General features: G+C 70.3%; 23 protein-coding genes and 4 tRNA genes. 7 read left to right on the top strand and 20 right to left on the bottom strand.

Annotated features, from left to right (window positions below; all coding sequences use genetic code 11):
- Nucleotides 1-158: 158 nt before the first annotated feature.
- The 8 genes from rplL to ACFXKG_RS10905 all read right to left on the bottom strand — a co-directional run bounded on the left by rplL (nucleotide 159) and on the right by ACFXKG_RS10905 (nucleotide 5,353).
- Nucleotides 159-542, bottom strand: a complete 384-nt coding sequence (gene rplL / locus ACFXKG_RS10940) for a 50S ribosomal protein L7/L12 (RefSeq protein ID WP_382888637.1) — start codon at nucleotides 540-542, stop codon at nucleotides 159-161.
- Nucleotides 543-646: 104 nt separating this feature from the next.
- Nucleotides 647-1,207, bottom strand: coding sequence for a 50S ribosomal protein L10 (rplJ, locus tag ACFXKG_RS10935; protein ID WP_365806988.1), 561 nt, complete (start codon nucleotides 1,205-1,207; stop codon nucleotides 647-649).
- Nucleotides 1,208-1,454: 247 nt separating this feature from the next.
- Entirely contained in the window at nucleotides 1,455-2,387 is a 933-nt protein-coding gene (locus tag ACFXKG_RS10930) for a hypothetical protein (RefSeq protein WP_384835588.1), read from the bottom strand.
- Nucleotides 2,388-2,539: 152 nt separating this feature from the next.
- On the bottom strand, nucleotides 2,540-3,262 hold the full coding sequence (rplA, locus tag ACFXKG_RS10925; protein ID WP_384835584.1) for a 50S ribosomal protein L1: 723 nt from the start codon (nucleotides 3,260-3,262) through the stop codon (nucleotides 2,540-2,542).
- Nucleotides 3,263-3,345: 83 nt separating this feature from the next.
- Nucleotides 3,346-3,780 (bottom strand): 50S ribosomal protein L11, encoded by a 435-nt coding sequence (rplK, locus tag ACFXKG_RS10920; protein ID WP_030351419.1) that lies wholly within the window; start codon nucleotides 3,778-3,780, stop codon nucleotides 3,346-3,348.
- 165 nt (nucleotides 3,781-3,945) lie between these two features.
- Entirely contained in the window at nucleotides 3,946-4,815 is an 870-nt protein-coding gene (gene nusG, locus ACFXKG_RS10915; protein ID WP_384835580.1) for a transcription termination/antitermination protein NusG, read from the bottom strand.
- 72 nt (nucleotides 4,816-4,887) lie between these two features.
- On the bottom strand, nucleotides 4,888-5,172 hold the full coding sequence (gene secE, locus ACFXKG_RS10910) for a preprotein translocase subunit SecE (RefSeq protein WP_365638679.1): 285 nt from the start codon (nucleotides 5,170-5,172) through the stop codon (nucleotides 4,888-4,890).
- 108 nt (nucleotides 5,173-5,280) lie between these two features.
- A tRNA-Trp gene (locus ACFXKG_RS10905) sits at nucleotides 5,281-5,353 on the bottom strand.
- A gap of 296 nt (nucleotides 5,354-5,649) precedes the next feature.
- On the opposite strand from ACFXKG_RS10905, the gene ACFXKG_RS10900 reads away from it, so the two are divergent.
- Complete coding sequence (locus ACFXKG_RS10900; protein WP_384835576.1) at nucleotides 5,650-6,876, top strand: pyridoxal phosphate-dependent aminotransferase; 1,227 nt, start codon at nucleotides 5,650-5,652, stop codon at nucleotides 6,874-6,876.
- A 156-nt stretch (nucleotides 6,877-7,032) separates the two neighbouring features.
- Complete coding sequence (locus tag ACFXKG_RS10895) at nucleotides 7,033-8,064, top strand: adenosine deaminase (protein WP_384835574.1); 1,032 nt, start codon at nucleotides 7,033-7,035, stop codon at nucleotides 8,062-8,064.
- Nucleotides 8,065-8,132: 68 nt separating this feature from the next.
- On the opposite strand, the gene ACFXKG_RS10890 is transcribed toward ACFXKG_RS10895, so the two are convergent.
- From ACFXKG_RS10890 to ACFXKG_RS10865, 6 genes are all read right to left on the bottom strand, one after another.
- Nucleotides 8,133-9,188 carry a UDP-N-acetylmuramate dehydrogenase gene (locus ACFXKG_RS10890; RefSeq protein WP_384835571.1) on the bottom strand — a complete coding sequence of 352 codons (1,056 nt, stop codon included), beginning with the start codon at nucleotides 9,186-9,188 and terminating at the stop codon, nucleotides 8,133-8,135.
- A 190-nt stretch (nucleotides 9,189-9,378) separates the two neighbouring features.
- The gene (locus tag ACFXKG_RS10885) at nucleotides 9,379-9,807 is read right to left on the bottom strand and encodes a MaoC family dehydratase (RefSeq protein ID WP_384835568.1); all 429 of its coding nucleotides are present in this window, start codon (nucleotides 9,805-9,807) and stop codon (nucleotides 9,379-9,381) included.
- 5 nt (nucleotides 9,808-9,812) lie between these two features.
- Entirely contained in the window at nucleotides 9,813-10,265 is a 453-nt protein-coding gene (locus ACFXKG_RS10880; protein ID WP_384835565.1) for a MaoC family dehydratase N-terminal domain-containing protein, read from the bottom strand.
- Between the two features lie 100 nt (nucleotides 10,266-10,365).
- Nucleotides 10,366-10,530: a 50S ribosomal protein L33 gene (rpmG, locus tag ACFXKG_RS10875; protein WP_003956487.1), complete on the bottom strand. Its 165-nt coding sequence runs from the start codon at nucleotides 10,528-10,530 to the stop codon at nucleotides 10,366-10,368.
- A gap of 93 nt (nucleotides 10,531-10,623) precedes the next feature.
- A tRNA-Met gene (locus ACFXKG_RS10870) sits at nucleotides 10,624-10,696 on the bottom strand.
- 47 nt (nucleotides 10,697-10,743) lie between these two features.
- A tRNA-Thr gene (locus tag ACFXKG_RS10865) sits at nucleotides 10,744-10,816 on the bottom strand.
- A 258-nt stretch (nucleotides 10,817-11,074) separates the two neighbouring features.
- On the opposite strand from ACFXKG_RS10865, the gene ACFXKG_RS10860 reads away from it, so the two are divergent.
- Both ACFXKG_RS10860 and ACFXKG_RS10855 read left to right on the top strand, forming a co-directional pair.
- The gene (locus ACFXKG_RS10860; protein WP_384835563.1) at nucleotides 11,075-12,355 is read left to right on the top strand and encodes an amidohydrolase family protein; all 1,281 of its coding nucleotides are present in this window, start codon (nucleotides 11,075-11,077) and stop codon (nucleotides 12,353-12,355) included.
- Between the two features lie 67 nt (nucleotides 12,356-12,422).
- Nucleotides 12,423-13,082 (top strand): SDR family oxidoreductase, encoded by a 660-nt coding sequence (locus tag ACFXKG_RS10855; protein ID WP_384835560.1) that lies wholly within the window; start codon nucleotides 12,423-12,425, stop codon nucleotides 13,080-13,082.
- A gap of 128 nt (nucleotides 13,083-13,210) precedes the next feature.
- Here ACFXKG_RS10855 and ACFXKG_RS10850 read toward each other — a convergent pair.
- Nucleotides 13,211-13,292: transfer RNA gene (locus ACFXKG_RS10850), tRNA-Tyr, on the bottom strand.
- A gap of 220 nt (nucleotides 13,293-13,512) precedes the next feature.
- Here ACFXKG_RS10850 and ACFXKG_RS10845 point away from each other — a divergent pair.
- The 3 genes from ACFXKG_RS10845 (at nucleotide 13,513) to ACFXKG_RS10835 (ending at nucleotide 15,399) form a co-directional block, all read left to right on the top strand.
- Nucleotides 13,513-14,001, top strand: a complete 489-nt coding sequence (locus tag ACFXKG_RS10845) for a YajQ family cyclic di-GMP-binding protein (RefSeq protein ID WP_365806968.1) — start codon at nucleotides 13,513-13,515, stop codon at nucleotides 13,999-14,001.
- A gap of 139 nt (nucleotides 14,002-14,140) precedes the next feature.
- Nucleotides 14,141-14,662: a methylated-DNA--[protein]-cysteine S-methyltransferase gene (locus ACFXKG_RS10840; protein WP_384835557.1), complete on the top strand. Its 522-nt coding sequence runs from the start codon at nucleotides 14,141-14,143 to the stop codon at nucleotides 14,660-14,662.
- Nucleotides 14,659-15,399, top strand: a complete 741-nt coding sequence (locus ACFXKG_RS10835; RefSeq protein WP_384835554.1) for an alpha-ketoglutarate-dependent dioxygenase AlkB family protein — start codon at nucleotides 14,659-14,661, stop codon at nucleotides 15,397-15,399. Before ACFXKG_RS10840 ends, ACFXKG_RS10835 begins: the two co-directional genes overlap by 4 nt.
- Here the strand turns inward: ACFXKG_RS10835 and ACFXKG_RS10830 are convergent.
- From ACFXKG_RS10830 to ACFXKG_RS10810, 5 genes are all read right to left on the bottom strand, one after another.
- A complete protein-coding gene (locus tag ACFXKG_RS10830) occupies nucleotides 15,385-15,654 on the bottom strand; it encodes a GlsB/YeaQ/YmgE family stress response membrane protein (protein WP_384835551.1) in 270 nt (89 codons plus the stop codon). The genes ACFXKG_RS10835 and ACFXKG_RS10830 overlap by 15 nt on opposite strands.
- 281 nt (nucleotides 15,655-15,935) lie before the next feature.
- Complete coding sequence (locus ACFXKG_RS10825) at nucleotides 15,936-16,328, bottom strand: YccF domain-containing protein (RefSeq protein WP_365806962.1); 393 nt, start codon at nucleotides 16,326-16,328, stop codon at nucleotides 15,936-15,938.
- Nucleotides 16,325-17,188 (bottom strand): zinc metalloprotease HtpX, encoded by an 864-nt coding sequence (htpX, locus tag ACFXKG_RS10820; protein WP_365806960.1) that lies wholly within the window; start codon nucleotides 17,186-17,188, stop codon nucleotides 16,325-16,327. The genes ACFXKG_RS10825 and htpX overlap by 4 nt, the downstream gene beginning before the upstream one ends.
- Before the next feature lie 227 nt (nucleotides 17,189-17,415).
- The gene (locus ACFXKG_RS10815) at nucleotides 17,416-18,999 is read right to left on the bottom strand and encodes an NADH-quinone oxidoreductase subunit N (protein WP_384835548.1); all 1,584 of its coding nucleotides are present in this window, start codon (nucleotides 18,997-18,999) and stop codon (nucleotides 17,416-17,418) included.
- Entirely contained in the window at nucleotides 18,996-20,636 is a 1,641-nt protein-coding gene (locus ACFXKG_RS10810) for a NuoM family protein (RefSeq protein WP_384835930.1), read from the bottom strand. The genes ACFXKG_RS10815 and ACFXKG_RS10810 overlap by 4 nt, the downstream gene beginning before the upstream one ends.
- Between the last annotated feature and the right edge of the window lie 21 nt (nucleotides 20,637-20,657).

Here is a 20,657-nt window from a genome sequence, read left to right as displayed (position 1 = left end):
ACCGGCTACGGGATACCACCCTAGTGGTTGAACGCCATTATTGCCAACGCCGCGCGGTGGGCCCCCACCAACGGGGTGCCCTACGGCGCCGGGACTGTCCCCGTGCCCCCGAAAGCCCTCGCGGGCCTCTCAGCGGCCGGTGACGGACCCGTACGGGGTCACTTGACCTCGACGGAGGCGCCGGCGGCCTTGAGGGACTCGGCAGCCTTCTCGGCGGCCTCCTTGGCGACCTTCTCGACGACGGGCTTGGGGGCGCCGTCCACGAGGTCCTTGGCCTCCTTGAGGCCCAGGGAGGTCAGCTCGCGCACGACCTTGATGACCTGGATCTTCTTCTCGCCGGCACCCGTGAGGATGACGTCGAACTCGTCCTGGACCTCTTCCTCCGCGGCGGCGACAGCGGCGCCACCGGCGGCGGCAGCGGCGACCGGGGCGGCGGCCGTGACGTCGAACTTCTCCTCGAAGGCCTTCACGAAGCCGGAGAGCTCGATGAGGGTCATGTCCTCGAACTGCGCGAGCAGCTCGTCCTGGGTGAGCTTCGCCATGATGGCGGTCCTTCCACTAATTCGGCTGGTGCCGTATGTACAGTTCCGCGGGCGTACCGGCCCGCTGTGACCGACCGGGTGTGATCACCCGGGACCGAGCGTGATTACTCGGAGTCGGCCTCGACGGGGGCCGGCGTACCGGCACCGTCCTGCTCTTCCTTCTGGGCACGAAGAGCCTCCGCGGTGCGGACGAACTTCGACGGGAGCGCCTGGAAGAGAGCGGCAGCCTGCGACTGCTTGCCCTTCATGGCACCGGCCAGCTTGGAAAGCAGAACCTCACGGGACTCGAGGTCCGCGAGCTTCTTGATCTCGTCGGCGCTGAGCGCCTTGCCGTCAAGGACGCCGCCCTTGATGACGAGATTCGGGTTGTCCTTGGCGAAGTCACGAAGACCCTTCGCCGACTCCACCGGGTCACCGGTGACGAAGGCAACCGCTGTCGGACCCGCGAAGAGGTCGTCCAGCGCGTTGATCCCGGCCTCGTTGGCCGCGATCTTGGTCAGCGTGTTCTTCACCACGGCGTACTGGGCGTTCTCACCGAGAGAACGGCGCAGCTCCTTGAGCTGCGCCACGGTGAGACCCCGGTACTCGGTCAGCACAGCGGCGTTCGAGCTGCGGAACTGATCCGCCAGCTCGGCTACCGCGGCAGCCTTGTCGGGCCTTGCCATGAGCGTCGGCCTCCTTCCGGGTGATGAGGACCGCTCAGAAGGGGCTGGGCAAAACGAAACGCCCCGGCGCAGGCGCACGGGGCGTAGCTCGACCGAATGGGATCCGGGAGCTCTCCACAGTCACCTGCGCGGGTCGTCCGCAGCTAGCGGATCCTTCGGCCGCCGCACCCTCTTACGAGGACACGGCAACGACCAGCGGTCTTTGGCTTCTGGGGAAGAGTACGTGAGTTTTGTGCGGTACGGCAAATCAGCTTGCGGCGCCGCCGGCGCCCTCGTCCGCCAGTCCCGCCATCATCTCGGCGAGGTCGAAGGTCTCACCGGCCGACGGGGCCTCGACCTGCGTCTTCGCCCCGTAGTCCGAGTAGTGCGCGGAAACCTTCACCAGGCCCTGGGAGGTCTTCATGCCGATGTTCATCTGGACCGGGTAGTCGTCCTCGTTGACCCAGACCTCGGTGTCGTACCCCTCCATGCCCGACTTCTTCATCGAGTCGATCATGTCCTGGCGTTCCTTCTCGTCCAGCACACCGAGCGCGCCGTCGGACTTCATCATCTCGTCGAGGGTCAGCGTGCCCTTGTAGTGCTCGGCCGGGACCCCGTCCACCTTCTCGGAGCCGACGTGCTTGAGCTGCGGCGAGTCCAGCAGCAGGGCGAGCTGCTGCGCCGGGTCCTGGTTCATGTTCTCCAGGCCGCTCGTCATCTGCTTCTCCAGCGCCTTGTCCCCCGACGCTTCGGCCGCGGCGGCCATGTCGAGCTTCATCCAGCGCTTGCCGTCCATCTCCTTGGCCGCCTCGGCGCCCGCGTCCACGTACAGGACGTTGTCGACCCAGATCATCCGGGTGTTCTCGAGACCCGCGTTCTCGGCGCTCAGCGCGGCGCCCTTCACGGTCATGTCCATCACGGTCGGGCCCCAGCCCATGACCCCGGACATCTCCATGTCGCCCTCGACCATGCCCGCGGACTCCGGCATCGTCATCGTCATGCGGACCTTGGCGGACTTCGCCTCGGAGGTCTTCTGGTAGGCCGCGGTGATGACCTCGGTGGCGCTCGACTTCGCCGGCGCCTTCTCGGCCGCCGGGGCGCTCTTCTTCTCCGTATCGCCGCCCTGACACCCCGCGACACCGGCCATGACGGCCACCGCGGTCAGGCAGACGCCCCCGCGCCTCCATACGGATATGTTCATGATCCCCACCCCTGTTTCGTACGTACAACTGTCCCGAACCGTAGCGCACAGGTCTGACACACCCTCGTACCCCGAAAGCCGGGCCCCGCACCTCCGGAGAGGTGCGGGGCCCGGCTTTCGCGTGTGCGGTGCGGCCCGTGGCCACCGTCGGATCAGACGGCGGCCGGGTCCTCCTCGACGAGGAGGTTACGGGTGCGGTTGGCGTCCAGCGGGATGCCGGGGCCCATCGTGGTGGCCAGGGTGGCCTTCTTGATGTAGCGGCCCTTGGCGGCGGACGGCTTGAGACGGAGGATCTCCTCCAGCGCCGCGGCGTAGTTCTCGACCAGCTTCGTCTCGTCGAAGGAGACCTTGCCGATGATGAAGTGCAGGTTCGAGTGCTTGTCGACGCGGAACTCGATCTTTCCGCCCTTGATGTCGTTCACAGCCTTGGTGACATCGGGGGTGACCGTGCCGGTCTTCGGGTTCGGCATCAGACCACGCGGGCCGAGGACGCGGCCGAGGCGGCCGACCTTGCCCATGAGGTCCGGGGTGGCGACGACGGCGTCGAAGTCCAGACGGCCCTTCGAGACCTCGTCGATCAGTTCGTCGGCGCCGACGATGTCGGCGCCCGCGGCACGCGCGGCCTCGGCACGGTCACCGGTCGCGAAGACCAGGACCCGGGCGGTCTTGCCGGTGCCGTGCGGAAGGTTCACGGTGCCACGGACCATCTGGTCGGCCTTGCGCGGGTCGACGCCCAGCCGCATGGCCACCTCGACGGTGCCGTCGAACTTGGTGGCGGTGGTGTCCTTGGCGATACGGACGGCTTCGAGCGGGGCGTACAGACGCTCCCGGTCGACCTTCGCGTCCGCGCCGCGGAGAGCCTTGCTGCGCTTCACTTCTTCTCCTGGTGTTTCTTCAGGTGTGGAGTTCGTGGTGCGGGCCGCGCTCGGCCCTTCCACTGGGGATGTGCCCGGCTGGGTCAGCCCTCGACCGTGACGCCCATGGAGCGGGCGGTGCCGGCGATGATCTTCTCGGCGGCGTCCAGGTCGTTGGCGTTCAGGTCGGGCATCTTGGTCGTGGCGATCTCGCGCACCTGGTCGCGGGTGAGCTTCGCGACCTTCTTGACGTGCGGCTCGCCGGAGCCCTTGTCCACACCAGCGGCCTTGAGGATCAGCTTGGCGGCCGGCGGAGTCTTGGTGATGAAGGTGAAGGAGCGGTCCTCGTAGACCGTGATCTCCACCGGCACGACCATCCCACGCTGCGACTCGGTCGCGGCGTTGTAGGCCTTGCAGAACTCCATGATGTTGACGCCGTGCTGGCCCAGCGCGGGGCCGACCGGCGGAGCCGGGTTGGCCGCGCCGGCACTGATCTGGAGCTTGATGAGCCCCGTGACCTTCTTCTTCTTGGGAGGCATTGCTCTCTCCGGGTCCAGTTGAGAGTTTTCAGCCCGCCGTCCGGTCATCCGGATGGAGGCATACCGCACAACGATAACGGGTATAGCCGTACGGCCAAAAACCGACAGGTCAGACAGGTACGAAACCTGTCTGACCTGTCGGAAGCAGGTGTTCCGGAAGAAGGGTCAGTTCTTCTGGATCTGGTCGAAGCTCAGCTCGACCGGGGTCTCGCGGCCGAAGATCTCCACCAGGCCCTTGACCTTCTTCGAGTCGGCGTTGATCTCGTTGATCGTCGCCTGGAGGGTGGCGAAGGGGCCGTCCGTGACGGTGACGGAGTCGCCGACCTCGAAGTCCAGCACCTGGACCTCGACCCTGCGGGACGGCGCGGGCTTGCCCTCGGCCTCGGCGGCCTCGCGGGCGGCCTTCTCCTCGGCCTCCGGGGCGAGCATCTTGACGATCTCGTCGAGGGTCAGCGGGTACGGGTCGTAGGCGTTGCCCACGAAGCCGGTGACGCCGGGGGTGTTGCGGACGACACCCCAGGACTCGTTGGTCAGGTCCATGCGGACCAGGACGTACCCGGGAAGCTTGTTCTGGCGAACGTTCTTGCGCTCGCCGTTCTTGATCTGGACGATCTCTTCCTCGGGGACTTCAGCCTGGTAGATGAATTCCTCGACGTTGAGCGAGACGGCGCGCTGCTCCAGGTTGGCCTTCACGCGCTTCTCGTAGCCCGCGTAGGTGTGGATCACGTACCACTCGCCGGGCAGCCCGCGGAGTTCGTCACGCAGGGCGGCGACCGGGTCGGCCGGGGCTTCCGCCACAGCTTCCGTCTCGTCCTCGTCCTCGGCATCGTCGGCGGCCGCGTCCGCGGCGTCCTCGGCGGACCCTTCGCTCTCGTCCTCGACGTGCAGCGCGGCCTTTTCGGCCGGCTCGCCGGCGGCGATGTCAGCTGCTTCGGCCTGGTCCGCCTCGACAGCGTCCGCCGCCTCGACGATGTCGGTCTGGTCCTTCCGGGACTCCACCGACTCGCTGGCGTCGTTCAGTTTCGGGTCAGACACGGTGGCTGCTTCTTCCTGGCTCAATGGCTGGAACACGCGAAAGGGGCGCCGCACCGGGCGCCCTTCGCGGGATCAGCCGAAGACGTACTTGATTGCTTGCTGGAAGCCATAGTCAACCACGGTCACCAGACCGATCATGACGACCACGAAGACAATCACCACGGTGGTGTACGTCGTCAGCTGGTTACGAGTCGGCCAGACGACCTTGCGCAGCTCGGCGACGATCTGTCGGTAGAAGAGCGCGAGACGGCCCAGGGGGCCCTTCTTGCCGCGCTTTCCGCCCTTGCGGGGCTTCTTCGACTCGGCGGACTCATCGTCGGCATCAGGCTTGTCGATGGAGCCCACGGCGTCCGCCACTCTCTCTCACCTGATTCCGGGTCGTGACCGTGCCGCGCCCGGGGGAGCCGCACGGCGATGCGTTGAATGAACGTACATGCGCACACATCCTGGCGAAGGTGTGTGTAGCAGGGCCGGAGGGACTTGAACCCCCAACCGCTGGTTTTGGAGACCAGTGCTCTACCAATTGAGCTACGACCCTTTGCGTTCTCCCTCAACCTACCGCATCCGACCGGATGCACGGAGTGCCCGGTGCGGCTTCGGTGATGAAGGCCAACGACGAGTGAGTGTACGTGGTGATGAGCCATGCGTCGAACAGCTTCCCCGGGACCCGGCCGTCCACTGTTGGTTCGCAGAGCCATCCTCCGTTTGTTCGCGGAGCCATCCCCTTCCTGTTCGCAGAGCCATCCTCCTTCTTGTTCGCAGAGCCATCCTCCGTTTGTTCGCAGAGCGAAACGTATGTGTCGTGGAGGTATCCGGTCTGGGACCATGGGCCGCATGAGCGCTGCAACCCCTCCCACCGAGCGCCGGGTCTCCACCCGTATCGGCGCGATCTCCGAGTCCGCGACCCTCGCCGTGGACGCCAAGGCCAAGGCCCTGAAGGCCGCCGGGCGTCCGGTGATCGGCTTCGGCGCCGGCGAGCCCGACTTCCCGACCCCCGGCTACATCGTCGACGCCGCGGTCGAGGCCTGCCGCAACCCCCGGTTCCACCGCTACACGCCGGCGGGCGGGCTCCCCGAGCTGAAGGCCGCCATCGCCGCGAAGACGCTGCGTGACTCCGGTTACGAGATCGACGCGTCGCAGATCCTCGTGACCAACGGCGGCAAGCAGGCGATCTACGAGGCCTTCGCCGCCATCCTGGACCCGGGCGACGAGGTCATCGTCCCCGCGCCGTACTGGACGACGTACCCCGAGTCGATCCGGCTGGCCGGCGGTGTCCCGGTAGAGGTCGTGGCCGACGAGACCACGGGCTACCGCGTCTCCGTCGAGCAGTTGGAGGCCGCCCGCACGGAGCGTACGAAGGTCGTGCTCTTCGTCTCGCCGTCCAACCCGACGGGCGCCGTCTACAGCGCCGCGGACACCGAGGCCATCGGCCGCTGGGCCGTCGAGCACGGCCTGTGGGTGCTGACCGACGAGATCTACGAGCACCTCGTCTACGGGGACGCCGTCTTCACCTCGCTGCCGGCCGTCGTCCCCGAGCTGCGCGACAAGTGCATCGTGGTCAACGGCGTGGCCAAGACGTACGCCATGACCGGCTGGCGGGTCGGCTGGCTCATCGGCCCCAAGGACGTCGTCAAGGCCGCGACCAACCTCCAGTCGCACGCCACGTCCAACGTCTCCAACGTCGCGCAGGCCGCCGCCCTGGCCGCCGTCTCCGGCGACCTGGAGGCGGTCGCCGAGATGCGGACCGCCTTCGACCGGCGCCGCCGGACGATCGTCCGGATGCTCAACGAGATCGACGGCGTGGTCTGCCCGGAGCCCGAGGGCGCGTTCTACGTCTACCCGTCGGTGAAGGCCCTGCTCGGCAAGGAGATCCGCGGCACCCGCCCGCAGTCCTCCGTCGAGCTGGCCGCGCTGATCCTGGACGAGGTCGAGGTCGCGGTCGTCCCGGGCGAGGCGTTCGGCACGCCCGGGTATCTGCGGCTCTCCTACGCGCTCGGTGACGAGGATCTCGCCGAGGGCATCGGGCGCGTCCAGAAGCTGCTGGCCGAGGCCAGGGACTGACGGCTCGCCCGCTCGCCCCACCCGCTCCCACCAGCGACTCGACGGGTCCCCGGCCACCGGCCGGGGACCCGTTCCCGATTCCGGATCTGTGTTCGGGCAAGATCTCGATCGGCGAAAGTGGCTGCCGGTCCTCTTTCCGTACGGCAGGATCTATGGATGGAGAGCACCACCCCCCGCCCCAGGGACCTCAGCCTGCTGCCCAAGGCTCATCTGCACCTGCACTTCACCGGCTCGATGCGGCCCTCGACGCTGCTGGAGCTCGCCGACAAGTACGGCGTCCATCTCCCCGACGCGCTGACCGGCGGCGAACCCCCGAAACTGCGCGCCACCGACGAACGCGGCTGGTTCCGCTTCCAGCGGCTGTACGACATCGCCCGGTCCTGTCTGCGGACGCCCGAGGACATCCAGCGGCTGGTGCGCGAGGCCGCCGAGGAGGACGTGCGGGACGGCTCCGGCTGGCTGGAGATCCAGGTCGACCCCACCTCGTACGCCCCGCACCTCGGCGGGCTGATCCCGGCGCTGGAGGTCATCCTGGACGCCGTGGACTCCGCGTCGCGGGAGACCGGGCTCGGGATGCGCGTGCTGGTCGCGGCGAACCGCATGAAGCACCCGCTGGAGGCACGGACGCTGGCCCGGCTCGCGGTGCGGTACGCGGACCGGGGCGTCGTCGGGTTCGGGCTCTCCAACGACGAGCGGCGCGGCATGGCCAGGGACTTCGACCGGGCGTTCGCGATCGCCAGGGACGGCGGGCTGCTGGCCGCGCCGCACGGCGGCGAGCTGACGGGGCCCGCGTCCGTACGGGACTGCCTGGACGATCTGCGGGCCTCCAGGATCGGGCACGGCGTCCGCGCCGCGGAGGACCCCCGGCTGCTGCGCAAGCTCGCGGAGCGGGGCGTGACCTGCGAGGTCTGCCCCGCCTCGAACGTCGCGCTGGGCGTCTACGAGAAGCCCGAGGACGTCCCCCTGCGGGCGCTCTTCGACGCCGGGGTCCCGATGGCGCTCGGCGCGGACGACCCGCTGCTCTTCGGTTCCCGGCTGGCGGCGCAGTACGAACTGGCGCGGCTGCACCAGAGCTTCACCGACGCGGAGCTGGCCGAGCTGGCCCGCCAGTCGGTACGGGGGTCCGCGGCGCCGCCCGCGGTGCGGGAGAAGCTGCTGGCCGGGATCGACGCCTGGCTGGCCGCCTGACCGGTCCGCGGAGGCTTCGGAGACTCAGGAAGCCTCGGAGACTCTGAGGCTCCGCGGTTTCGGGGACCTCAGAGGCTGACGCCCACCGTCACCGGCTCGTTGACCAGGGTGATCCCGAAGGTGTCCTGCACCCCCGCGACCACCTCGCGCGCGAGGGCGAGCAGGTCCTCCGTGCGCGCGGCGCCCCGGTTGGTGAGGGCGAGGGTGTGCTTGGTGGAGATGCGGGCCGGGCCCGTGCCGTACCCCTTGGTGAAGCCGGCGCGGTCGATCAGCCAGGCCGCCGAGGTCTTCGTGCGCCCCTCCCCCTCCGGGAAGCCGGGGGGTGTCACGTCGTCGCCGAGCCGGGCCCGGACGCGCGCCACGAACTCCGCGTACTGCGCGTCGGTGAGGATCGGGTTGGTGAAGAAGGACCCCGCGGACCAGGTGTCGTGGTCCTCCGGGTCGAGCACCATGCCCTTTCCGGCCCGCAGCTTGAGGACGGTGTCCCGGGCGGTGGTGGCGGGGACCCGGTCGCCGGGTTCGACGCCGAGGGCGCGGGCGGTCTCGGCGTACTTGAGGGGGGCGGAGAGCCCGCCCGCGTCCTCCAGCCCGAAGCGGACCCGCAGCACGACCCAGCGCCCGGGGTGCTGCTTGAAGCGGCTGTGGCGGTACGAGAAGCCGCACTCGGCGCCGGTGAGCGTCACGGTCCCGCGGGCGGCGCGGTCGTACGCGACGACCTCCGTGATGGTCGTGGAGACCTCCTGGCCGTACGCGCCGACGTTCTGGATCGGGGTGGCGCCGGCCGAGCCCGGGATGCCGGCGAGGCATTCGACGCCCGCGAGGCCCGCCTCGACGGTCCGGGCGACGGCGTCGGTCCACACCTCGCCGGCGGCCAGTTCCAACGCCGTGCCGTCGAGCGTGAAGCCCTTGGTCGCGATGCGCAGGGCGGTGCCGTCGAAACCCCGGTCGCCGATGACCAGATTGCTGCCGCCGCCGATGATCAGGAGCGGGGTGCCCGCGTCGTCCGCCTCCCGCACGGCGGCGATCACCTCGTCGTCGGTGACCGCCGTCACGAGGCGGGTGGCGGGGCCGCCGAGGCGGAAGGTGGTCAGGGGGGCGAGGGGAGCATCGCGGAGTTCGTGCACGGGGACAAGAGTACGGCCGTGGCCCCGCACCGGACCGGAGCCCGGGGCGGGCCGTGAACGGGCAGGAGCCGGGGGCGTGAACCGGCACGGGCGGGCGCGAGCCGGAGCCCTGGGCGGGCATGCGTAAGGGGCGCCCGCCATTGCGGGCGCCCCTTACCGGCGGGGCCGGGAGGCCCGGTGGTGCGTCGGATCAGGCGAGGCGGACGACGGCGCGGGCCATGCCCAGCACCTTCTGTCCCGCGCTCGTCGCCGTCAGATCCACCCGGACCCGGCCGTCCTCCAGCTTCGCGGCGACCTTCGCGCTGACCTCGACCAGCGCGCCCGTGTCGTCGTTGGGGACGACGACGGGCCGGGTGAAGCGGACGCCGTACTCGACGACGGCACCCGGGTCGCCCGCCCAGTCGGTCACCACGCGGATCGCCTCGGCCATGGTGAACATGCCGTGGGCGATGACGTCGGGGAGGCCGACCTCCTTCGCGAACTTCTCGTTCCAGTGGATCGGGTTGAAGTCCCCGGAGGCGCCCGCGTACCGCACCAGCGTCGCCCGGGTGACGGGCATGCTCAGCGGCGGCAGCTCCGTACCGACCTCGACGTCGTCGTAACCGATCTTCGCGGTCATCGGTCTCACGCCCCCTCGGCGGCGCGTGCCACCAGCTTGGTCCAGGCGGTCACGACATGCTCGCCGGCCTCGTCGTGCACGTCGCCGCGCACGTCGATGATGTCGTTCCCGGCGAGCGACTTGATCGCCTCGATGGTGGAGGTGACCGTCAGCCGGTCCCCCGCGCGCACCGGGCGGGAGTACGTGAACTTCTGGTCGCCGTGGACCACGCGGCTGTAGTCGAGACCGAGCTGCGGATCGGCGATGACCTCGCCCGCGGCCTTGAACGTGATCGCGAACACGAAGGTCGGCGGCGCGATCAGATCGGTGTGCCCCAGCGCCTTGGCGGCCTCCGGGTCGGTGTACGCCGGATTGGTGTCGCCCACCGCCTCGGCGAACTCACGGATCTTCTCCCGGCCGACCTCGTACGGCGCGGTGGGCGGATAGCTCCGCCCCACGAAGGACTGATCGAGCGCCACTGACTCGCTCCCTCCCTGATGTAAGTGACCGATGTAAGTGACCACAGCAAACGACGCGAGGCCGTCCCCAACCGGGGACGGCCTCGCATACGAGCCTGATTCAGCGCGTTTCGCGGTGCGCGGTGTGCGAGTTGCAGCGCGGGCAGTGCTTCTTCATCTCAAGACGGTCCGGGTTGTTACGCCGGTTCTTCTTGGTGATGTAGTTCCGCTCCTTGCACTCCACGCAGGCCAGCGTGATCTTCGGGCGGACGTCGGTGGCAGCCACGTGAGTGCTCCTTGGACGGACAACGGATGAAAGGATGAACGCATAAAAGAGTAGCCGATCGAAGGACCGACCCCACAATCGGCTACTTTTGTGTAGCGGTGACCGGACTTGAACCGGTGACACAGCGATTATGAGCCGCTTGCTCTACCGACTGAGCTACACCGCTTCGATGCTGGATCTCCTCGCCCGGAGGCGAGGATCACCGAACATCTGAGCCCCAATACGGAATCGAACCGTAGACCTTCTCCTTACCATGGAGACGCTCTACCGACTGAGCTATTGGGGCGAGCGATGAAGACATTACACGGTCGCCCGCCGATCGCCCAAATCCGTTTCGTGGCCCGTCGCCCCAGCTGTCGCGCCCCGTGTCACACGCCACTTCCGGCACCGCCCCGGCACGGTTCCGGCGCGGGCCCTGCGTCCTGCCACGGGCTCGCCGGTACGACTATTCCGCTCCTCCGTGAAGCCCGGCCCGGGCGCCCCTAGGCTCGGCACACGCTCCGTGACCTTGCACACCGCGCGGAACACCTCCCCCAGGAGCCCGATGCCCGACAGCCCGCCGCAGCCGCCCGACGGGGCCACGGCCGACACCACCGCGCTCGTGCTCTGCGGCGCCCGGCTCGCCGACGGCCGGACCGTCGACGTACGGATCGGCGCGGGCCGGATCGAGGCCGTGGGCACCGCGGGCAGCCTCCCGCCGGGCACCGGCGCCGCGCGCGTGGACCTCGGCGGCTATCTGCTGCTCCCGGCCCCGGCCGAGCCGCACGCCCACAGCGACACCGCGCTCAGCGCCGACCTCGCCGCCGAGGGGCCCGTCCCGTACACCTCCGAGGATGTGCAGCGCCGGGCCACCGAGGCCACGCTCCTCCAGCTCGGGCACGGGGCGACCGCGCTGCGTTCCCATGTACGGATCGGGGACGCGCAGGAGCTGGGCCGGCTCGCCGCGGTGCTCCAGGCGCGCCGCTCGCTGCGCGGGCTCGCCGATCTGACCGCCGTCGCGGTGCCCCGGCTGCTGACCGGGCTCGCGGGCGCCGACGGGCTCGCCATGCTGCGCGACGCGGTGAAGATGGGCGCGGGGGTGGTGGGCGGCTGCCCTGACCTCGACCCCGATCCGGCCGGGTACGTGGAGGCGGTGCTGGAGATCGCGGCGGAGCACGGCTGCCCCGTCGATCTGCACACGCAGGGCACGGAGCCGGCCAGGATCGCGCGGCTCGCGGCGCTGGCGGGCGGCGTGCCGGCCGGGGTGACGCTCGGGCCGTGCGCGGGGCTGGCCACGCTGCCCGCCGAGGTGGCGGCGCGGGCGGCGGACCAGCTGGCGGCGGCCGGAGTGACCGTGGTCTGCCTGCCGCAGGGCGGCTGCGGGGGCGTGGAGCGGCGCGGTACGGAGCCCGTGGGCGGGGCGCGCGGGGTGGCCCCCGTACGGCTGCTGCGGGCGGCGGGCGTACGGCTGGCGGCGGGCGGCGGGGCGCTGCGGGACGTGTCGAACCCGGTGGGGCGCGGCGATCCACTGGAGGCCGCGTATCTGCTGGCCTCGCAGGGCGGGGTACGGGCGGCGGACGCGTACGGCGCGGTGAGCCGGGTGGCGCGGGCCGCGATGGGGCTGCCGGAGGTGCGGGTGGAGGCGGGCTTCCCGGCGGAGCTGCTGGCGGTGCGCGGGGAGCGGATCGAGGGGGTGCTGTCGCTCGCGTACAGCAGGATCGTGATCCACCGGGGGCGGGTGGTGGCGCGGACCAGTGCGGTACGGGAGTACTGCGACTCGGCCGCGGGGGCGCTGTCCGAGCTGCCGGAGCTGCCGCGCCAGGGACGGTCGGGCGCGGGCCCGTGAGGCACGGCGGCCGGCCGGCGGCCGCACCCCTGCGCGGGACGCGGCGTCCCGGCGTACGGTCGTGACCATGCGAATCGTGATTGCCGGAGGACATGGTCAGATCGCGTTGCGGCTGGAGCGTCTGCTCGCCGCGCGCGGACACGGGGTGGCGGGCATCATCCGCGACCCGGGTCAGGCGGCGGAGTTGCGGGACGCGGGCGCCGAACCGGTCGTACTGGACCTGGAGTCGGCCTCGGTGGAGGCGGTGGCGGCGGTGCTGACGGGCGCGGACGCGGCGGTGTTCGCGGCGGGCGCGGGCGGCGGCAGCGGCGCGGCCCGCAAGAAGACGGTGGATCTCGGCGCGGCGGTGCTCTTCGCGGACGCGGCGGAGCGCGCGGGCGTCCGCCGCCACCTGGTCGTCTCGTCGATGGGCGCGGACCCCGACCACGCGGGCGACGAGGTCTTCGACGCGTACCAGCGCGCCAAGGGCGCGGCGGACGTCTCCGTACGGTCGAGGCCGGGCCTTGACTGGACGATCCTGCGGCCGGGCGCGCTGACGGACGACGCCGGTACGGGGCTGGTCGCGCTGGCGGAGTCGACGGGGCGGGGCGCGGTGCCGCGCGACGACGTGGCGGCGGTGCTGGCGGCGCTGCTGGAGACGCCGGGCACGGCGGGTCTGACCCTGGAGCTGATCGGCGGGGCGGTCCCGGTGGCGGACGCGGTGGACGCGGCGGCGAACGGCGGCTGACCACGGGCGGGGCGGCAGCCACGAACGACGGCTGACCACCAGTGGGGGGCGGCCGCGAACGGGCGGCCGTCCTCATGCGAATGGCCCCTTCCGCACGTCTCCGTGCGGAAGGGGCCATCTCGATCGCGTGGCGGCGCCAGGATTCGAACCTGGGAAGGCTAAGCCGGCGGATTTACAGTCCGCTCCCATTGGCCACTCGGGCACACCGCCATGGGATGTCATTACCGTCCGAGCTGGCCTTTTCGGGCCGGTGCTCCTTGGCAACGACGTAAACGATACCCGATGCCCGGGGGTGCTCCGCCACCGGATTGTTCCGCGCTCGGAGCGTTCCCGGGTGACTAGGCTTTACGGCGAACGGCCGTCGGCGTCCGGGGCGTCCGGCACGGCCCAAGCATCCATACAGGCAGACCGATACAAGGAGCCACAGGACATGGCCGACTCCAGTTTCGACATCGTCTCGAAGGTCGAGCGGCAGGAGATCGACAACGCCCTCAACCAGGCCGCGAAGGAGATCTCGCAGCGCTACGACTTCAAGAACGTGGGGGCCTCGATCGGCTGGTCCGGCGAGAAGATCCTGATGCAGGCCAACTCGGAGGAGCGGGTCAGCGCGATCCTCGACGTCTTCCAGTCCAAGCTGATCAAGCGTGGCATCTCGCTGAAGGCGCTGGACGCGGGCGAGCCGCAGTTGTCCGGCAAGGAGTACAAGATCTTCGCGTCGATCGAGGAGGGCATCTCCCAGGACAACGCCAAGAAGGTCGCGAAGATCATCCGTGATGAGGGTCCCAAGGGCATCAAGGCCCAGGTGCAGGGCGACGAGCTGCGGGTCAGCTCGAAGAGCCGGGACGACCTCCAGACCGTGATCGCGCTGCTGAAGGGGCAGGACTTCGACTTCGCCCTCCAGTTCGTGAACTACCGCTGAGGAAGGCGGTTCGGGGACCGCGCCCGGGCGGTGGGTGCGGTGTCCGAATTCCGCCAGCTTCGCGGTTCCCAGGGACGCAGACTGGTCACTGAGCACGGGCGGGCGGGTGGGGAACGCACCGCTCGGAGAGGAGCGAGTGATGACAGTCACCTTGAGGACCACCTTGTACGCCACCGTGGACAGCCCGCTGGGTGAAGTGCTCCTGGCCGGCGCGGAGTCCGCCACGGCGCGGGACGGTGTGGCACTCTCCTCGCTCTCCCTGCCGGGCCAGAAGGGCGCGGCGGTCGTGCGGGAAGGCTGGGTCCGGGCGCCGGGGGCGTTCGCCGGGATCGCGGAGCGGCTCGGGGCGTATTTCGAGGGCGCGCTGACGGAGTTCGACATCGAGTACGCGGCCGGGGGCACGGAGTTCCAGCGCCGGGTCTGGGCGGCGGTGGACACCATCCCGTACGGCGTGACGGTGACGTACGGGCAGATCGCGGCGCGGGTCGGCGCGTCCGGCGCGGGGGTGCGGGCCGTGGGGACGGCGATCGGGCGCAACCCGCTGCTCGTCGTACGGCCGTGTCACCGCGTGATCGGCGCGGACGGGGCGCTGCGGGGGTACGCGGCCGGACTGGAGCGCAAGGAGCGGCTCCTCCGGCTGGAGGGCGCGCTGGCGTCATGAGCGCCGGCCCGGCGGGGGGACGCGGCGCGGCGGGAGACGGCGACGCGTTGTTCCCGGAGCCGGTCGCGGCGGGCGAGGGGCGAGCCGTGGTGGCGCCCGGGGCCGTGCATGTGCCGGGGTGGTTGCCGGCCGGGCGCCAGCGGGAGCTGGTGGAGGTCTGCCGGGGCTGGGCGCGGGGGCCGGTGCCGATCCGGCACACGGTGCTGCCGAACGGCGGGGTGATGTCCGTACAGACGGTGTGTGTGGGCTGGCACTGGCAGCCGTACCGGTACACGCGGAACGCGGGTGATGTGAACGGCGCCCGGGTCGCGGAGTTCCCCGGGTGGCTGGCCGAGTTGGGGCGCGCGGCGCTTGTGGAGGCGTACGGCGATCCGGCGGCCGCCACGGCGTACGCCCCGGACACGGCGCTGATCAACTTCTACGACGGCGACGCGCGGATGGGGATGCACCAGGACAAGGACGAGAGGTCCGCCGCGCCGGTGGTCTCCCTGAGCATCGGGGACAGTTGCGTCTTCCGCTTCGGTAATCCGGAGGGGCGGGGCCGCCCGTACACGGATGTGCGGCTCTCCTCCGGTGACCTCTTCGTCTTCGGAGGAGAGTCCCGCTTCGCGTACCACGGCGTGCCCAAGGTGTATCCGGGGACGGCCGGTCCCGGGACGGGGATGAGCGGTGGCCGGCTCAACATCACCCTGCGCGAGACGGGCCTGACGGCGCCGGCGGGGTCAGCGGGAGCGTGAGTGGCCGAAGAGGATCCGGTACACGATCAGCAGGACGAGCGCGCCACCGATGGCGGCGATCCAGGTGGCTCCGTCGTAGAAGTCGTTGCTGATCGGCCGGTCGAGCCAGGTCGCCGAGATCCAGCCGCCGGTGAAGGCTCCCGCGATCCCGATGAGGGTCGTGCCGATGAGTCCGCCCGGGTCCCGTCCGGGAAGCAGAATCTTGGCGGCGGCGCCGGCCAGTAGTCCGAGAATGATCCAGCTGATGACACCCATGCCCTGAACCTGCCTTTCTTGCGGTATCGCCCTCAATGACGCCGCTGGGGCGGGGCGTGGTTGCGTTGATCAGGGGCCTGCGGCAGACGACACAACCGGCCGGGCCCTGATGCTGAATGATCAACTACCCCGCGTTCACCAGGGCATACGTCCGCGTTCGGTAACAGCGCCGGGGAGTGCGCCCGGCGCACACGTGTGTCCCGGGAGCCCCGAAGGCTCCCGGGATCGCGGCTGTGGTGGCTGTCTCGGCTGTGATGGCCTTTGTGGCCGTGGTGGCTCCGTCAGCGGGAGACGAAGGGCTGGTCCGTCGAGACGATCTCCTTGCCGAGCGGCATCAGGGAGAGCGGGATCAGCTTGAAGTTGGCCAGGCCCAGTGGGATGCCGATGATCGTGACGCACTGTGCGATGCCGGTGACGATGTGACCGAGGGCGAGCCACCAGCCCGCGAGGACCAGCCACAGGACGTTGCCGACGCACGAGGGCGCGCCCGCGTCGTGGCGGTCGACCGCGGTGTAGCCGAAGGGCCACAGGGCGTAGACACCGATACGGAAGGCGGCCACTCCGAAGGGTATGCCGATGATCGTGATGCACAGCAGGACACCGGCCAGCATGTACCCGAGGAAGAGCCAGAATCCGCTCAGTACGAGCCAGATAATGTTCAGGATTGTCTTCATGCTCGAGGACCTGCCATCTGTTCTAGTCGGGCGATGCGTTCCGCCATCGGCGGGTGCGTGGAGAACAGTTTCGAGAATCCCTGGCCAGGACGGAAGGGGTTCGCGATCATCATGTGGCTGGCTGTCTCGATGCGCGGCTCGGCCGGCAGCGGTAGTTGTTTCGTTCCGCTTTCCAGCTTACGCAGCGCGCTCGCCAGAGCGAGCGGGTCGCCCGTGAGCTGGGCGCCGGACGCGTCCGCCTCGTACTCCCGTGAACGGCTCACCGCGAGCTGGATGACCGAGGCCGCGAGCGGCCCCAGGATCATGATCAGGAGCATGCCGAAGATGCCCGGGCCGTCGTCGTCGTCCGAGCGCCCTACGGGGATGAGCCAGGCGAAGTTCACAAGGAACATCACGACGGACGCGAGTGCCCCGGCGACCGACGAGATCAGGATGTCGCGGTTGTAGACATGGCTCAGCTCGTGGCCGAGGACGCCGCGCAGCTCCCGCTCGTCCAGGATCTGCAGGATCCCGTCGGTGCAGCAGACCGCGGCGTTGCGCGGGTTGCGGCCGGTGGCGAACGCGTTGGGTGCCTGGGTGGGCGAGATGTACAGGCGCGGCATGGGCTGGCGTGCGGCCGTCGACAGCTCGCGGACGATGCGGTAGAGCTGCGGCGCCTCGAATTCGCTGACGGGGCGGGCCCGCATCGCGCGTAGAGCCAGCTTGTCGCTGTTCCAGTACGCGTACGCGTTGGTGCCGACCGCCACGACGAGCGCGACGATCAGACCCGTACTGCCGAAGAAACTGCCGATCGCGATGATGAGTGCGGACAGTCCCCCGAGGAGTACGGCGGTCCTGAGCCCGTTGTGCCGGCGGTGCACGGTACGCCCTCCAAGTCATGTGGCAGGGGAACCCTTTTGCCTGGTGCTGCCCACCTCTCCAGTGGACCCTTCCGTACTGGTCAACGCCAGGCGGGCGGTCGGGGTTCCCTGAGCGCCCGGACGGGGGCGTACGCCGTCCGGGTGGTCGTGGCACGCGCACCGGCCCCGCCCTGCGGGCCGGTGTGGTCGCGGCCTCGGGCCGGTGGGGTCGCGCGGAGGCGCCGCCTTCAGAAGAGGCTGACTCCGGCGAAACGCAGCACCAGTTGTGGTGCGCCCGAAAGGGCGATGCCGGCGACGGCCGTCAGCACGATGGCCACCGTGAGGGCGGGCGCCGGGGTCAGGGCCGCCGACTCGGCGTCGGCGGTCACCGCTCCGGGAGGGGTGTCGGCGCTTTCCGCGCGCTCCTCCGGGGAGCGGAAGAGAACCGCGGTCCACTGGAGGTAGTAGTAGAGCGCCACGACCACGTTGAGGGCCATGACGACCGCGAGCCAGCCGAGTCCGGCGTCGACCGCCGTGGAGAAGACGGTGACCTTGGCGAAGAGGCCGATGATGCCCGGCGGCAGCCCGGCCAGGCAGAGCAGGAAGAAGCCCATCGCGAGCGCGGCGAGTGGCCGGTGGGCGTAGAGGCCCTGGTAGTCGGAGAGACGGTTCAGCGGCTTCGTACGGGCGACGAGCGCGACGACGGCGAACGCGCCGAGGTTGACGACCGCGTACATCAGGGCGTACGCGACGGTGGACCCGATCCGGTCCGCGCCGCCGTCCGTACCGCTTCCGCCGTCCCCGCCGTACGCGGCGGCGGCGATCGGCACCAGGAGGTAGCCCGCCTGGGCCACGGACGACCAGGCCAGCAGCCGTACGGCGCTCCACGCGCGCGTGGCGGACTGCCGGAGAGCGGCCACATTGCCGAGCGTCATCGTCAACGCGGCGAGGACGGCGAGGGCCGGCCCCCAGACGGCGTGGTACGAGGGGAACGCGACGACCGTCACCAGGATGAGGCCGGAGAACCCGACGGCCTTGCCGACGACCGACAGATAGGCGGCGATGGGCAGCGGCGCGCCCACATACGTGTCGGGCACCCAGAAGTGGAATGGCGCCGCGGCCGTCTTGAAGGCGAAGCCGACGAGGGTGAGGGCGACACCTGCCTCGGCGAGGGTGCCGAGCTGTCCCGGCACGTCGTCCAGCCTCGTGGCGATCTCGGTGAGGTGCAGGGTGCCGGTGGCCGCGTACACGAAGCTGACGCCGAGCAGCATCACGGCGGTCGCGGTGACCGAGGAGAGGAAGAACTTCAGCGCGGCCTCGGAGGAGAGCCGGTCGCCGCGGCGGAGCCCGACCAGCGCGAAGGCCGGCAGGGAGGCGACTTCGAGCGCGACGACGAGGGTGGCCAGGTCGCGGGCGGCGGGCAGCAGGGCCGCACCGGCCGCCGAGGCGAGCAGCAGGAACCAGAACTCGCCCGCGGGCAGCCGGCGTGTGTCGTGGTACGAGAGCAGCGCGGTGAGCAGCGCCCCGCCGAGCACCAGGAGCTGGATGACGAGCGCGAAGTGGTCCGCGGTGTAGCTGCACACGTCCGGGGCGGTGGTGAGGCAGAACGTGGCGCGGTCACCGGAGCGCAGCGGCAGGAGGGTGCCGAGCGCGGCGGCGAGACCGGCGATCGCGAGGCCGCCGAGGAGCGGCTTGCGGTGCTCCGGTACGAAGAGGTCGGCGACCAGGATGATCAGGGCGACCACCGCCGTGAGGGTGGGCGGCGCGATCGCGAGCCAGTCGATGGACTGGACGAGGCCGGCGGCCCCGGCACTCTCGGCGGCCACGGTCACGACTTGCCTCCTGCGAGGAGCTGCTGCACGGCGGGGTCGGTGAGGCCGAGGAGGACCGCGGGCCAGAGACCGGCGAGCACGGTCAGCGCGACGAGCGGGGTCCAGGCGGCGATCTCGTAGGTCTGTACGTCGGCGAAGCCCGGCGCGCCCCCGGGCACCGCGGGCACGCCCGGTCCGCCCGGGGTGCCCGGGGCTCCGTGCGTGCCCGGTCCGTGGCCATGGCCGTCGGGGGGCACGCCCATGCAGACGCGGCGTACGACGATCAGCAGATACGCGGCGGTCAGCAGGGTGCCGAACCCGGCGACGGCCATGAAGGTGAGGAAGGCGGGGCGGCTCAGCCCCTCCGCGGGGTCGAACGCGCCGAACAGGGCGAGCATCTCGCCCCAGAACCCGGCGAGGCCCGGCAGCCCGAGGGAGGCGACCGCGGCGAAGGCGAACAGGCCGCCGAGGCGGGGGGCGCGGCCGTACAGCGCGGCGCCGGTCGCCCCGGCGAGGGTGTCGAGGTCGGCGGTGCCGTACCGGTCCTTGAGGGCGCCGACCAGGAAGAAGAGCAGGCCGGTGACGAGGCCGTGGGCGATGTTGGCGAAGAGTGCGCCGTTCACGCCGGTCGGCGTCATCGTGGCGATGCCGAGCAGGACGAAGCCCATGTGGCCGACGGAGGAGTAGGCGATCAGGCGTTTGAGGTCGCCGCCCGCGCCTTCCTTGGCCAGGGCGAGGCAGGCGAGGGAGCCGTAGATGATGCCGACGACCGCCAGGGCCGCGAGGTAGGGGGCGAAGACCCGCATGCCCTCGGGGGCGATCGGCAGGACGATCCGGACGAATCCGTACGTACCCATCTTGAGCAGTACGCCGGCGAGGAGTACGGAGCCGACGGTCGGCGCGGCGGTGTGGGCGTCCGGCAGCCAGCTGTGCAGTGGCCACATCGGCGTCTTCACGGCGAGCCCGAGACCGATCGCCAGAACGGCGGTGACCTGCACGGATGTGCTGAGTCCTGACCCGTTGTCAGTGGCGAGTGCCATCATGTCGAATGTGCCCGCGCTGAGCCCGATCAGGAGCAGCCCGAGCAGCATGACGACGGATCCGAGCAGTGTGTAGAGGATGAACTTCCAGGCGGCGGCCTGCCGGCCGCCGGTGACGCCTTCCGAGCCGCCCCAGCGGGCGATGAGGAAGTACATCGGGATGAGCACCATCTCGAAGGCCAGGAAGAACAGGATCAGATCGAGGACGGCGAAGGTCGCCAGCGTGCCGGATTCGAGCACGAGCAGCAGGGCGACGAATGCCTTGGGCGAGGGGCCCTGAGGCATCTTGAAGTAGCTGTAGAGCGCGCAGAGGAAGGTCAGCAGCGCGGTCAGGACCAGAAGGGGGAGTGAGATGCCGTCGACGCCGAGGTGGATCCGCACGTCCAGTGCCGCGATCCAGCTGATGTCCGTGGTGGCCTGCATCCTCGACGGCTGGTCGTGGTCGAAGCCGAGCGCGAGGACGATCGCGGCGATGAGGACCGCGCCGGTGACGGTCACGCCGTGGCGCAGGACGGCCTGGTCGGGGCTGGTGCCCCGGAGCCCGGGCGGCGCCGGGAGCAGGGCCGCGACAGCGCCGACGAGCGGTCCGACGATGATCAACGCGAGAAGGAACTGCATCACGGACTCACTGATATCGAT

Source organism: Streptomyces sp. NPDC059255, assembly GCF_042752355.1.
Taxonomy (GTDB): Bacteria; Actinomycetota; Actinomycetes; order Streptomycetales; family Streptomycetaceae; genus Streptomyces.
This window is presented reverse-complemented; position numbering and strand designations above follow the sequence as displayed.

Bases quoted from the DNA above. Each gene is read 5' to 3' on its own strand.
- rplL (WP_382888637.1), bottom strand. From the start codon at position 542: ATGGCGAAGCTCACCCAGGACGAGCTGCTCGCGCAGTTCGAGGACATG.
- rplJ (WP_365806988.1), bottom strand. From the start codon at position 1,207: ATGGCAAGGCCCGACAAGGCTGCCGCGGTAGCCGAGCTGGCGGATCAG.
- ACFXKG_RS10930 (WP_384835588.1), bottom strand. From the start codon at position 2,387: ATGAACATATCCGTATGGAGGCGCGGGGGCGTCTGCCTGACCGCGGTG.
- rplK (WP_030351419.1), bottom strand. From the start codon at position 3,780: ATGCCTCCCAAGAAGAAGAAGGTCACGGGGCTCATCAAGCTCCAGATC.
- ACFXKG_RS10900 (WP_384835576.1), top strand. From the start codon at position 5,650: ATGAGCGCTGCAACCCCTCCCACCGAGCGCCGGGTCTCCACCCGTATC.
- ACFXKG_RS10895 (WP_384835574.1), top strand. From the start codon at position 7,033: ATGGAGAGCACCACCCCCCGCCCCAGGGACCTCAGCCTGCTGCCCAAG.
- ACFXKG_RS10885 (WP_384835568.1), bottom strand. From the start codon at position 9,807: ATGACCGCGAAGATCGGTTACGACGACGTCGAGGTCGGTACGGAGCTG.
- ACFXKG_RS10860 (WP_384835563.1), top strand. From the start codon at position 11,075: ATGCCCGACAGCCCGCCGCAGCCGCCCGACGGGGCCACGGCCGACACC.
- ACFXKG_RS10855 (WP_384835560.1), top strand. From the start codon at position 12,423: ATGCGAATCGTGATTGCCGGAGGACATGGTCAGATCGCGTTGCGGCTG.
- ACFXKG_RS10845 (WP_365806968.1), top strand. From the start codon at position 13,513: ATGGCCGACTCCAGTTTCGACATCGTCTCGAAGGTCGAGCGGCAGGAG.
- ACFXKG_RS10840 (WP_384835557.1), top strand. From the start codon at position 14,141: ATGACAGTCACCTTGAGGACCACCTTGTACGCCACCGTGGACAGCCCG.
- ACFXKG_RS10835 (WP_384835554.1), top strand. From the start codon at position 14,659: ATGAGCGCCGGCCCGGCGGGGGGACGCGGCGCGGCGGGAGACGGCGAC.
- ACFXKG_RS10830 (WP_384835551.1), bottom strand. From the start codon at position 15,654: ATGGGTGTCATCAGCTGGATCATTCTCGGACTACTGGCCGGCGCCGCC.
- ACFXKG_RS10825 (WP_365806962.1), bottom strand. From the start codon at position 16,328: ATGAAGACAATCCTGAACATTATCTGGCTCGTACTGAGCGGATTCTGG.
- ACFXKG_RS10810 (WP_384835930.1), bottom strand. From the start codon at position 20,636: ATGCAGTTCCTTCTCGCGTTGATCATCGTCGGACCGCTCGTCGGCGCT.